The sequence below is a fragment of the Armatimonas sp. genome, from assembly GCF_964826245.1.
This window is the reverse complement of the sequence record NZ_CBAYMC010000135.1, coordinates 1-12,037: the sequence shown is the minus strand read 5'-3', so window position 1 is coordinate 12,037 and position 12,037 is coordinate 1. Positions and strand designations below refer to the sequence as shown.

The following is a 12,037-nucleotide window of genomic DNA, read 5'->3' as shown; positions in this document are numbered from 1 at the left end:
TCGCCAATGGGACACTCTATGTGGGAACCCCCACGCATCTCTATGCCATTGCGACTGGGGCAAAAGCCGCCCAAGCTGCGCCCAAGCCCAATGCCACCGCTCTTGCCCGCATGGAAGCTCGTGCCAAGCAGCTCCGCGCGGAACATGAGAAGCTCGCAAGCTGTGAGGCACACGGAACTCCGTAACGAAGGACTGATAACGATGAAGTATGCGCTGGCAGCACTCGTGGTGGTGGTTTTGATTCTCCACCACGACATCTGGAACTGGACCAATAAGTCGCTGGTCTTTGGGTTCCTGCCCCTCGGCCTTGCGTATCATGCAGGCTATGCTTTCCTGGCCGCCGGTACGATGGCAGTCTTGGTGAAGTTTCTCTGGCCTAAGGAGCTCGACGCATGAGACCTGAATGGATTGTTTTTGCCTATCTGGTAGCTGTACTCTATATCGGTATCTTCGCTTTTAAGAACAAAGCGGCAGCCAACGGAGAAGACTTCTTCCTTGCAAGCCGCAAGCTTGGCCCGGCGGTGTTCTTGCTCTCGCTCTTTGGCACCAACATGACCGCCGTTGCGATCTTAGGCAGCTCGGGCTTCGCCTACCAGCGCGGGATCGGTGTCTTTGGCCTGATGGCGAGCTCGTCGGCGATTGTGATTCCTCTCACCCTCTTTTTTATCGGCACACGGCTCTGGGGCCTTGGCAAGCAGCATGGCCACATGACCCAGGTGCAGTTTCTACGCGACCGCTGGGAGATGAGTGGCATCGGGACGTTTCTCTTTATCCTCACCGCGCTGATGCTGATTCCCTACATCATTATCGGGGTGATGGGCGGCGGCGAGACACTAGAGACGATCAGTGGTAACCGGATTCCCTACTCCGTGGGCGGCGCGATCGTGGCGCTGGTGGTGATGAGCTATGTCTTCTTCGGAGGCATGCGCGGAACCGCCTGGGTCAATGCGTTTCAGACGACGCTCTTTCTTGCCTTTGGGGTCTTTGCCTTCACCGTCTTAGGCAGCAAGCTGGGAGGCTTCGACCAGATCATGGCCCAGCTCGCCAGCAAGCCCGCTACCGCGACCCTGCTCTCACGCGAGAAGATTCCTGCCGAGGAGTTCTTCTCCTACATGTTCATCCCACTCTCGTCGATCATGTTCCCGCATATCGCGATCATGTGTATGACGGCGGAGAAAGTGGCACACTTTAAAAAGACCGTCGTTCTGTATCCCCTCTGCATTGCCGCGATCTGGCTGCCGTCGGTGTTTCTGGGCGTGGTCGCCGCAGCAAAGTACCCTGGGCTCTCGGCGGGCGAGACCAACGATGTGATCATCCGCCTGCTCGCCGACAACGCGGGAACGGTGCTCTCCGGGATCTTTGGCGCGGGGATCATGGCCTGCGTCATGGCCTCCGACTCGCAGATTCTGGCGCTCTCGACCATGTTCACCGAGGACCTTTTTGCCTACTACGGCGGGCGCAAGAAGTTCGGGCAAAAGGGAGAAGTCGCTGCAGGGCGCGGGTTTATCGTCCTGATCTGTGTGGTGAGCTACGTGATCGCGCTGGCGCTCAAAGACCAGGCGGGCATCTTCGAGCTGGCGATTCGCTTTGCCTTCTCCGGCTTTGCCGCGCTCGCCCCGATCATGCTCGCTGCGCTTTTCTGGAAGCGTAGCACCAAGTGGGGGGCACTGGCCTCGGGCGTCTGGGTCGTGGCTTGTCTGCTCGCCAACTGGCAGCTCACCTCAATGTCTGATGCTAAGGCCAAGCAAGTCTTCAAGCCTGCCCCTAAAGTTGCGCCGCAAGCCCCCCCCCAGCCCCCGCCCGGCGGGGGAGCACCAGTGGGTGGCCCGGGAGCGCCGGGCGGCAAGCCTGCGGGGCCGCGCAAGCCCCCGCCGCCTTTTGAAGTCATTGAGGGAAATCCGATCTTCCTGCGTGGCCCCGTCAACGTGACGGTCAACGGCTTCCTACCCGTCTTCCCGATGGTCGTCGGAAGCGCTCTATTAATGCTCTTTGTCTCGCTGGGAACCAAGCCTCCTAGCAAAGAGACCATCGAGAAGTACTTCCCTGGGAAGTAGCCCAAGAAAAAGGCGGCCAAGTGGCCGCCTTTTTTACTTCTTCGGAGCCCACTGCTTGAGAAATGCGAGCACTTTGGCGGGATCATGATGATCGCCTTCTTCGAGCTTGCCCGTGTCTTGCGTCGTGAGCTGCTTGCCATCGCGATCTAAAACGACGATTACGGGGAGGCCCTTCTGGGTGGGGTTGCCGTAGCGCTGGTTAATGTCCTCGTTGTGCTTCTTGTCCACATCAATCAAGACCACCACGAAGTTTTTCTTTAGCTCCGCCGCGATGGCCTTGTCTTCACCGCAGAGCTTGTGGAGCTTATGACACCAGTGGCACCAGTTCGCGCCAAACTGAAGCAAGATATTTTTCTTTGTCTTTTTGGCCTCAATGAGCGCCTTTTCGATCTGCTGCGCCCCGCTGGCTTTTTCGTCGTAGAGAGCAGGCGGCGTGGCTTTAGGAGGCTGCGTCTGTGCCAGAAGAAGCCCAAGAAGAAGTAGTTCTTTCATAGGGCTATTTTACCAAGTGTCTGCTCCACCTGCGCGATGCGTCTCTCCAGTGAGCCTTGGACAGTGGTGTAGGGAATCTTTCGGGCCTGAAGGTCGGCGAGGATTTGCTCCTGGAACGCATGCCGGTTGGCATCACCCGAGCGATCCCAGGTGTCATCGTAGGCGATATCCGTGTCGCAGACAAAGACGTGGCGGTAGCGTGGGAGGCATGCCTCGGCGAGTGCGGCGAGGCGCGGGTGCACGGCGTTGTGGTAGTAGAGCGAGAACTGGTAGGTCGTCAGGGCGTTGGTATCGGTGAAAAGAAAGCGATCCGCCTCCAGAAGCTTCTGCTCCTCCCGCTCCAAGTGCCCCTCCGCGATCTCCACAAGCTGTGAAAGAGTCAAGCGGCGCTCGCTCTGGTGGGCTTCCCAGTACTCACGGCCATACTCGGGCATCCAGAGGGTGTGGTGCTTTTGGGCAAGTGCCTCAGCTAGCGTCGTCTTGCCCGTGGCGGGGGCTCCCAGAAAGACGATATTGGCGATCAGGTCGCGGTAGACCACGGGACTGAGCTTGTCGCGGTGTGTGTAGGGGTTGGCGCGGACGGCGGTTCCCGAGATGGGCACGGTGGCGCGTGAGGAGTCAACGCGGCAGTCTTGAGCGCCCAGTGCCCGGCTCATGTGCTCTCCATAGAACTCACTGGAGAAAAAGTGGGTGATCTTCCGGCCTGCCAGGGTCTTGAGGATAAAGTCTTCGTGGCGCTTCTTGATCTCCGGGGTATCGCCCACTTCCTGCGGCGCTCCATAGAGCTCGATCACGTTGACCGTCGGAAAGAGGGTACGAAGCCACTGAGAGCGCGTCGGGAGCGGAATCGGAGTGACCTCAGGGCTATCATAGATCAGGCAGATCAGCTCCTCTACCTGGGAGAGTGCTGTCTGGATAAGATACTCATGCCCCTTGTGGAGTGGTGCAAACTTGCCCAGAGTTAGGCCGACGGTGGTTGGCATTCTTTTTTCCAGGCCTGTAGCCCTAGAAAGGCAAGGATAAGAAACACGCCATAGAGCCCGGCAGTGATATAGAGCTGCTTGGCAAAGTACACCCCAATGGCGATCATGTCCACGACGATCCAGAAGTGCCACGACTCCAGATTCTTGCGCGTGAGAAGCCACTGGGCCACGAGGCTCAGTACCACCACCACTGCATCGGGGTAGGGCAAGGCAGCATCCGTGAAACGCGCCATTCCAAAGCCCCAGAGTCCGCTGCCAACCACGCCCACCACAAGCCAGCCCTGAAGTGCCCTGGGACGCAGGCGGGTAACTGGCACGGACGTCTTCTCTCTTCCCCCGTGGAGCCAGTGGTACCAACCATAGAACTGAAGAAAGAAATAGATCACCTGCAAGATCGCATCGGAGTAGAGCTTGGCATCGTAGAAGATAATGGCGTAGAGCACGACCGAGATCACCCCGGTCGGCCAGCACCAGATATTCTGCCGTACGGTCAAAAAGACAGCGAGCAATCCAAAGACGGAGCCAGCGAACTCAAGGAGACTCATGTTGCCTCTATTCTACTCCAACTCTGCCTTGCTGGAGTATACTGAGCCATCATGGTCAAAGATGTCTTTGAGCCCTTGGCTCCTTCGCAGGTAAAGCTGACGGGCTGGCTGGGCAAGCGTGTGGCAGTGAATGAAGCGACGCGGCTCCTCAGCGTGGACTTAGTGCCGCTGCTGGCGGGCTACAAGCAGCGCCCCGGAAGCCACCCTTGGATCGGGGAACACATCGGCAAGTGGCTCCACGCCGCGACTCTGGCCTGGCAGAACACGGGCGACATAAAGCTCAAAGAGAAACTTGCTGGGGCCGTCAGAGAGCTAATCGCCTGTCAAGAAGCCGACGGTTATTTAGGAACCTACGTGAAAGGCCAGCGCTTCGGGCTCTATAAAGGCGCGGACTGGGATGTCTGGAGCCATAAGTACTGTCTTTTAGGCTTGCTAACCTGGTGGGAGTACACCAAGGACGAGGCTGCACTGCACTGTTGCCAGCGCATGGGGGACTTGCTCTGCGCGACATTTGGCACCGGGTCAGGCCAGAAGAGCATTATCAGCGCAGGAACCCATGTCGGGATGGCGGCAACCAGTATTTTAGAGCCAATGGTGCTCCTCGCCCGCGCCAGCAAGAACAAAAAATACTTAGACTTCTGTCGCTACATCGTGGACGTTGCCTGGGAGGAGCCGCGCGGCCCGAAAGTTCTCTCGACACTCACCACGACGGGGAAAGTCAATAAAACCGCCAATGGGAAAGCCTACGAGATGCTCTCGAACTTGGTGGGGCTGTGCGAGCTCTACCGCGAGACAGGGGAGAAGCGGTATCTCGTGCCTGCCGAGAAAGCCTGGAGCGATATTGTCGCCAACCAGCTCTATCTCACGGGCTCGATGAGCTACGGCGAGCACTTCCACGACGACCACGCGCTACCCAATGCGCCACGAAATAATATCGGGGAGACGTGCGTCACGGTGACCTGGCTCCAGCTCAACTGGCAGCTTCTGCGCCTCACGGGCCATGGTAAGTACGCCGCTGAGATCGAGCGCTCGCAGTACAACCACCTTGCCGCCGCCCAGCGCCCCGACGGTGCCCAGTGGTGCTACTACACCGCGCTAGAGGGCACCAAGCCCTACGGCCCCGGCATCAACTGCTGCGTCAGCTCCGGCCCACGCGGCATGGCCCTCGCCCCCCAGAGTGTCTGTTTTCGCGGAATGGTTCGCAGCGATCTGGTGATTGTCAGCGTCGACAGCCTGGAGATCAGCACTCAGATAGATGGCGTCACGGTGCGCATCACACAAAAAAGCCCGTTTCCTCGGCCTGGCAAGATCGTCCTGACGGTCGAGCCGGAGCGCCCGGTGGCTTTTAACATCAGCTTTCGCCTTCCGAGCTGGGGGACGTTCAAGCCAAGCCTGGGAAAGGTCTACCAGAAAGACTTCACTGCCCTTGCGACAGGTCAGCGCCTCTGGAAAAAAGGCGACACGCTCACGGTGGAGATGACTTTCTCCGAGAAAATCATTGAGGGCACATTTACCAATGCGAGCCGCACGGCAAAGACGCTTGGGCCGTTTGTGTTGGCATCGCAGAACGGCCAGGATGTGCTCTTTGCCGAGGCGGGCGCAAAAGGCGAGAAGTATCAGATCTGGACGGGCGGGCCTAAGAGCGAGACCGAGGAGGATCGAAGCCGCCTGGGCAATGCCGATGGCTCGATCTGCGATGGCGACCCGAGGAGCATCGTGGTCACTTTCGATGGCTCCAAGCAGCCCCTCGACTGGTTTAGCCTGAGCTATGCCAAGCCCAAAACCGCGACCAAGATTACCTACTGCCACGGGCGCAGCTTCCATGATGGTGGCTGGTTTGATGCCTCGGAGAAGAAACCCTGGATCGAGGTGCAGCGCACCAAAGACGGCCCGTGGGAGACGCTCGGGGAGCTGGCAGGCTACCCAGCAACCACAGCCACAAATCCTCAAGGACTGCGCGATGGCCAGGCATTTGTGCTGTCTCTCCCAGCTCCCGTGACATTTGTCGGCCTGCGTGTGGTTGGCAAGCCGGCGTGCGGCGACAATCCCCAGCAGGCATTTAGCTCCTGCGGAGAGCTGAGTGTCGGATGATTGTCTGTTTTGGGGTGCTGGTGGCCGATGTGGTCGCAAAGCCGGTGGATGTGCTGCCTCAGCGGGGAACTCTGGAGCTCATTGAGCGGCTAGAGCTCCATATCGGGGGGAACGCTGCCAACTCGGCAGGCGCTCTGGCAAAGCTGGGGCTTCCGGTGCAGCTCGTGGGGAAAGTGGGCGACGATAGCTTTGGGGACTTTATGACAACGGCACTGACGAAGCTGGGGGTAGACACTCGCGCCGTCGCCCGTGATCCCCATGCGCCCACTTCCACATCGCTTGTCACCGTACACACCGACGGCGAGCGCTCATTTCTCCATGCGCCGGGAGCCAATGCCACGCTAAGCGCAGAGGATGTGGACTGGGACGCACTCTCGGGCACGCGCTTCTTTCATGTCGCGGGCTTGCAGCTTCTCCCAAGACTAGAAGGCGAAGGCATCGCGCAGGTGCTTATGGAGGCGAAGAAACGCGGCATGGTGACCATGCTCGACACCGTGATGAACCCGCGCTCCGCAGGCTGGGCCGGGCTGGCTCCTGCGCTTTCGTATCTCGACTGGTTCGTGCCCTCTCTTGATGAGATCCACCAGCTTTGCGGAAAAGCCATGGTGCCTGAGCAGATTGCCGCCTGCCGCGCTGTCAATCCCGCGCTGAATATGGTCATCAAAGTGGGGAGTGAGGGTTGCTGGGTCGCGGAGTCTGGAAAAGAGCCGGTGCGGGTTCCCGGCATTCCCAATGTCACCGTGGTGGACACGCTTGGTGCGGGCGATTCCTGGTGCGGTGGGTTTCTGGCGGGGCTCTCACGTGGCATGGCTCCGATAGAAGCCGCCACGCTCGCCAACAAAGTCGGGGCTGCGTGTGTCCAAGTGCTGGGAGCAACCACCGGAATCCCACGCTTGGAGAGGCTAGGATACGATAAAATGGGAAGCGATGACTCGGCGTGACTTACTGCTGGCCTCTGCCGCTTCCCTACTTCCCTTGACGGGGTTTGCTCGGGAGAAATCTCTTCAGCTTACCGGAACTGTGCTCTACTCCTACAGCGAGTGCAGTGACATGATCCTGCGGGTGACGCTCGTGACGCTCTCGGATGGAGCAACTCTGGCGCTGAACCCGCCCCGTGCCAAGCGCATTCAGCTAGAGGACTTAAGCGATCCGCCCGTTCTCGACGAAGGGGATACGCTAAGCGTGACGGGAGTTGATCTGGGCCGTGGGAAGGCACTGCGGGCGACGCGCTGGGAGCGTACTCCTGCGGCACCACAGAGCAACGAAGCCACGGTGACGGAGAACACGGCTTTTGCCGCATCGGTCACGCTGGAGGATGGAACGCGGGTTGAGGGAAAGCGCCTCCTCACGCTCACCGCCACGGGCTACGGTCCCGGCGAGAACGGCGCGTGGGGCGATCAGACCAAGCTGCAGACAACAGTTGGCTATGGCACGGTGGCCGTGGATCCGCGCGTGATTCCCCTGCGCTCGCGCCTCTGGGTGGAGGACTACGGGTTCTGTATCGCACTGGATGTGGGAGGTGCGATCAAAGGAATGCGCATTGACCTAGGCCACGACACCGACGAAGCCGCGGCTCTCGTCGGGCGAAGTAAACGCAAAGTGCTGATTTTAGGCTAGAGTGCGTCTTCCACGACGCGCTTGAGCTTTTCGAGGCCCGTCTTGGCGACAATCAGCGGGTCGTTCTGGTAGTAGGACTCGTTGAAGAGCTCTAGGGAGAGATAGCCGCGAAAGCCGCTGTAGTCTAGGTTGCGAAGTATTCTGCGCAGGGGCGCGACGCCATCGCCGGGGTAGACTCGGTCCGCATCGGTGATGACTTCGGGGGAGAGCTCGGGGTAGTCGTTGACATGAAAGACGGGCAAGCGGTTGCCCGAGAGTAGCGTCAGGCCGTCAACCGGTGAGCCACCTTTATATAGGTGATACACATCGCAAAGAATCGCGGCATTGGGGTGGCCAGACTCGATGGCGATCAGGGCGGCTTCGCCTAATCGGTTGAGGTTTGCGGAGAAGCCCCAGACCTCGACCATCGGGACAACACCGGTCTCGTCGCCTAGCTCACACAAAGTCCGGTAGCGCTCTGCGGCGGCGAGCAGCTCGATTTTCTCACTGCCAGGCATGTGCACCCCAAACGGAGGAGCCGCTATCCGCCTTCCACCAAGTCTCTCCAAGAGTGTCATGTCGTGACGTGCCTGCGCCAGGCCCGCATCTCGTTTTTCGTTGTCGTCGTTGATCCAGTCGAAGAACCCAATGGCCGACTCGACCGTCAGGCCAATATCGAGTAGCTCACTGCGTAGCTCTGAGAGATTGCCCCCCTCAGCCACAAAGCGCTCCAGCTCGCTCATCCACGGCTCAATGGCATCGTAGCCCGCTGCCGCAGCGAGGCGACAGAGCTCGGGCAGCGGCAGCGCGTGCTTGCGAACCGTGCTGGTGTTAAAGCAAAACCGAAACGGATACGACGGCGACTCTAAAAGCTCCGGAAAGGGCGCAAGCGCCCCTTCCGTGAGTGCTGGTTTCTCTTCGAGAAGGCTTGACATCGTTTTCTCCCTACCCCCGTCAGAGGGGGGTAGCTATAGAGCTAAAGCTAGGAAGGCCGTTCCGGCCATAAGAGTTCCGTATGGCCGGAACAGCCTTCCTAGCCGAGGAACGAGGCTCTCCAGCCACCCCGTTCTAATCGGGGGGGTTACAGAGTCCAGCCGCCTCGGTAGCGGTAGGTGCGCAGGGCGTTGGCCTCGGCTTTTTTCTCGCCACCGACAAACTCCTCTTTCTTGGGGTTCCAGAGAAGCTCACCGCCGCCCAGACGGATACAGACATTGCCTAGGTGACAGACGCTCACACTTCTATGCCCAATCTCCACATCACAGATCGGGCGCTGGCGGGTGCGAATACAGTCCACAAAGTTACCGTGGTGACTCTTGGAGACATAGAGCTTTTTGGCGTTGGCGGGCAGCGGGTCGGTGAGCAGTTTCTCGTCGCTGGCGGCGATCTTGCCCCGACTCACAAAGATCCAGCTCCCGTTCTCGCCGTAGAAGTGCACCCCGTTCTCGCCCTGGCTGCTGGCAATCAGCTCCACACCATCGGCGTAGGTGTAGGTCACTTCGTAGTCCACGGCTGTGGTATAGGAGCAGTTGGTCGGATCCTCTTTGGGTACTTTCGCCTTCGCGCTGACCTTTACCGGCCCATCGCCATCACGGCCTAGGCCCCACTGCGAGATGTCTAAGTGGTGTGCGCCCCAGTCGGTCATCATGCCGCCGCTGTACTCGAACCAGTAGCGGAAGTTTCCGTGGACACGGTCTTTGACATAGGGGCGCTCAGGAGCGGGGCCTTGCCACATGTCATAGAGCAGGTCCTCGGGCACATCGAGTTTTTCAAAGGGGCCTTGCTCACGGCCCGCGGGCAGGTGCGCCACGACACGCTTGAGCTTGCCCAGTCGTCCGTTTTGCACCAGCTCGCAGGCCAGGCGGAAGCGATCGTCGGAGCGCTGCTGGCTGCCCGTCTGGAAGACCGTCCCCATCTTGCGGGCGATCTGAACGAGCTCCTTGCCCTCACCTAGGCGCAGGGTCATCGGCTTTTCGCAGTAGACATCCTTGCCCGCTTTCATGGCCATGCTGGCGATAATGGCGTGCCAGTGATCGGGCGTGCCAATCACAACGGCGTCTATGTCCTGCCGGTCTAGCAGATAGCGAAAGTCCACGTACTTGGAGACGCCTTTCGCGGCCCCTCCAAAGACATTGGCTGCCTCTTCTAGGTGGGTGAGATCCACATCGCAGACCGCCACGACTTCGACACCAGGTCGGCCTGCAATCCCGCGCATGTCGCCTAGGCCTTGTCGGAAGCCACCCTTGCTCCCCCCTGCACCGATCAGCCCCATGCGGATCTTGTCGTTAGGCCCAATGGGCTTGCGTGGCCCTGTCACTGTCTGCTCGCGTGCCTCAGCCCACTCCGGCAGGCTGGTCATAAAAAATCCGGTCGCGGCAGCGCTGCTTATCAGGCTCCGTCGCGTCACAGGTGTTGTTGAATCACTCACTCTCTCGAATCCTCCGTGAGGTAAGTTTCGGGAGAGTGAGCGTGTTTTCCTGCTTACATGCGCACTACTCGTCGCCAGTGCCTGTCTCTCTGCCATTCTAGACAATTGACACCTCTGGCTCTATGGGCTAACATAGTGAGGCCTATTATATTGTGAAGAGAGCGTAAGAGATCATTGACACCCGAGGAACTTAAAGCACAGCTAGATCACCGTGAGCGACAGATCGAGGCGATCCGGCGCACCAGTGATGCGCTTTTTAATCACCCGAGCGTGGATGCTATGGTGCAGGCGACACTGAAAATCGCGCTGGAAGTGCTCCGGGCCGACTCTGGCACGGTCTATCTCTACGATCCTCAGCACGACACGCTGGTCTTTCGCTATGTCATTGGCCCTATTGCCGATCAGCTTATGGGCAAGTCCATTCCCGCGTCTCAAGGGGTGGCAGGGACGGTCTTTCGCACGGGCACTCCCGTCCTGATTGGCGATGTCAGCAAGCGCGAGGACTTTAATGCCACCGTGGACAAGCAGACGGGCTACCAGACTCAGTCCATGATGACGGTTCCTGTGAAGCGTACCAGTGGCTCCCCGATTGGGGTGATGCAGGTCATGAACCCCACTGTCCCCTTTGCCCAGCACGACCTTGAGGTTCTCGAAGTGCTCTGCGCCCAGGCGGCCACGGGGATCGAGCACGCCCAGCTTTTAGAGGCCCAGCGCAATGCGGAGATTGGCAACCGTGTCGGGGAGATCTCCCATGACATCAAGAACATGATGACTCCTATCGAGACGGGCGTGATGACACTCAACCCGATGCTAGAGGACATGTTCCGTCAGCTCGAAAAAGTGACCAGCACTTGCCCGGAAGAACACTCTTGGGGACGCGAGGTCAGTGATGCTATTGGTGGGGTGGGGAGTCTTTACACCTGGCTCCTCGAAGACCTGCTCACCGCCGCGCAGAGAGTCCGTCGCCGCACCCAGTACATTGCTGGAATGGTCAAGGGGAACCTGCCGCCGCCTATTTTTGAGGAAGGCTCCCTCAACGACGTGGTCAATGATGTGGTCAAGACCCTCAAGCGCACGGCGACAGACAAAGGCATCAGCCTCAAGACAGACTTAGATAAAGCGCTCCCCCGCACACCCTTTGACTACGATCGGTTCTACGACTGTCTCTATAACCTGGTCAACAACGCCCTCCCCGAGACGCCCAGCGGTGGCTCGGTGACCGTGCGCACCAGCGGCCCTCCCGAGCCCGGCGGCAACCTCACCATTGAGGTCGTAGACACCGGGCGCGGCATCCCCGAGGAGATTCGCAAGAAGCTCTTTACCAACCAAGTCGCGACCACCAAAGTCGGTGGCACGGGGCTGGGAACCAGTGTCTCCGCCCGCGTCGCCCGCGAGCACGGCGGCAGTATCCGCGTGGAGAGCGAGCTAGGCAAGGGCTCCAGCTTCATCATCACCATCCCGCCCGTTCCGCCTACCCCCGAGTCCCCGGCGTAGCTAAGCGAGCGTGGCGAAGTACGCCACGCTCTCATCTAAGATGCGCCACTCTTCGGCGCTGACGGCTTCGGAGTTTTCGCCACGCTCCCAGGCACTGGAGTACGGCTCGTCTTGCGGTCGGCCTTTTGCCCAGAGGATTTGTAGCGCGGGGATGAGCGTCCGGACATCGCGTTCGGGGTACTCGGCCCACCAGGAAGATTCGAGAAGTGGGATAGTGCGCGTGGCCTGCGCCGCGATCTCGATGCCAGGGAGCAAGTCGGCAAAGCCGTTGCTGCGCACGATCTCCAGAATTCTAGGAAAGTCCACGACGCCCGTCCCGGCGGCGCAGCGCACTAAGCGATAACCCTCGGGGGCGAA

At 59.7% G+C, this 12,037-nt stretch carries 12 protein-coding genes and 1 pseudogene; 7 read left to right on the top strand and 6 right to left on the bottom strand.

Annotated features, from left to right (window positions below; all coding sequences use genetic code 11):
• From AC1XOS_RS13620 to AC1XOS_RS13610, 3 genes are all read left to right on the top strand, one after another.
• On the top strand, positions 1-185 hold a 185-nt coding region (locus tag AC1XOS_RS13620; RefSeq protein WP_481962770.1), incomplete at its 5' end, for a hypothetical protein.
• A 16-nt stretch (positions 186-201) separates the two neighbouring features.
• A complete protein-coding gene (locus AC1XOS_RS13615; protein ID WP_481962769.1) occupies positions 202-396 on the top strand; it encodes a DUF3311 domain-containing protein in 195 nt (64 codons plus the stop codon).
• The gene (locus AC1XOS_RS13610; RefSeq protein WP_481962768.1) at positions 393-2,054 is read left to right on the top strand and encodes a sodium:solute symporter family protein; all 1,662 of its coding nucleotides are present in this window, start codon (positions 393-395) and stop codon (positions 2,052-2,054) included. Before AC1XOS_RS13615 ends, AC1XOS_RS13610 begins: the two co-directional genes overlap by 4 nt.
• Positions 2,055-2,087: 33 nt before the next feature.
• Here AC1XOS_RS13610 and AC1XOS_RS13605 read toward each other — a convergent pair whose 3' ends face one another.
• Genes AC1XOS_RS13605 through pnuC form a run of 3 tightly spaced genes read right to left on the bottom strand, consistent with a single transcriptional unit; the run spans position 2,088 to position 4,074 of the window.
• Positions 2,088-2,546: a thioredoxin family protein gene (locus AC1XOS_RS13605; RefSeq protein WP_481962767.1), complete on the bottom strand. Its 459-nt coding sequence runs from the start codon at positions 2,544-2,546 to the stop codon at positions 2,088-2,090.
• Positions 2,543-3,529, bottom strand: a complete 987-nt coding sequence (locus AC1XOS_RS13600; protein ID WP_481962766.1) for an AAA family ATPase — start codon at positions 3,527-3,529, stop codon at positions 2,543-2,545. The genes AC1XOS_RS13605 and AC1XOS_RS13600 overlap by 4 nt, the downstream gene beginning before the upstream one ends.
• On the bottom strand, positions 3,508-4,074 hold the full coding sequence (pnuC, locus tag AC1XOS_RS13595; protein WP_481962765.1) for a nicotinamide riboside transporter PnuC: 567 nt from the start codon (positions 4,072-4,074) through the stop codon (positions 3,508-3,510). Before pnuC ends, AC1XOS_RS13600 begins: the two co-directional genes overlap by 22 nt.
• A gap of 51 nt (positions 4,075-4,125) precedes the next feature.
• Between pnuC and AC1XOS_RS13590 the strand changes: the two genes are divergently transcribed.
• From AC1XOS_RS13590 to AC1XOS_RS13580, 3 genes are read left to right on the top strand one after another with little or no spacing between them, the layout of a single operon-like run.
• Positions 4,126-6,165: a beta-L-arabinofuranosidase domain-containing protein gene (locus tag AC1XOS_RS13590; protein WP_481962764.1), complete on the top strand. Its 2,040-nt coding sequence runs from the start codon at positions 4,126-4,128 to the stop codon at positions 6,163-6,165.
• Positions 6,162-7,106, top strand: coding sequence for a carbohydrate kinase family protein (locus AC1XOS_RS13585; RefSeq protein WP_481962763.1), 945 nt, complete (start codon positions 6,162-6,164; stop codon positions 7,104-7,106). The genes AC1XOS_RS13590 and AC1XOS_RS13585 overlap by 4 nt, the downstream gene beginning before the upstream one ends.
• On the top strand, positions 7,093-7,782 hold the full coding sequence (locus AC1XOS_RS13580) for a 3D domain-containing protein (protein ID WP_481962762.1): 690 nt from the start codon (positions 7,093-7,095) through the stop codon (positions 7,780-7,782). Before AC1XOS_RS13585 ends, AC1XOS_RS13580 begins: the two co-directional genes overlap by 14 nt.
• Here AC1XOS_RS13580 and AC1XOS_RS13575 read toward each other — a convergent pair.
• Together AC1XOS_RS13575 and AC1XOS_RS13570 are read right to left on the bottom strand one after the other, a co-directional pair.
• Positions 7,779-8,696, bottom strand: a complete 918-nt coding sequence (locus tag AC1XOS_RS13575) for a sugar phosphate isomerase/epimerase family protein (RefSeq protein ID WP_481962761.1) — start codon at positions 8,694-8,696, stop codon at positions 7,779-7,781. The genes AC1XOS_RS13580 and AC1XOS_RS13575 overlap by 4 nt on opposite strands.
• Positions 8,697-8,842: 146 nt before the next feature.
• Positions 8,843-10,186 carry a Gfo/Idh/MocA family protein gene (locus AC1XOS_RS13570; protein ID WP_481962760.1) on the bottom strand — a complete coding sequence of 448 codons (1,344 nt, stop codon included), beginning with the start codon at positions 10,184-10,186 and terminating at the stop codon, positions 8,843-8,845.
• Positions 10,187-10,360: 174 nt separating this feature from the next.
• Here AC1XOS_RS13570 and AC1XOS_RS13565 point away from each other — a divergent pair, with 174 nt between their 5' ends.
• On the top strand, positions 10,361-11,680 hold the full coding sequence (locus AC1XOS_RS13565; RefSeq protein ID WP_481962759.1) for an ATP-binding protein: 1,320 nt from the start codon (positions 10,361-10,363) through the stop codon (positions 11,678-11,680).
• On the opposite strand, the pseudogene AC1XOS_RS13560 reads toward AC1XOS_RS13565, so the two are convergent.
• A pseudogene (locus AC1XOS_RS13560) lies at positions 11,681-12,037 on the bottom strand (hypothetical protein); the annotation flags it as partial.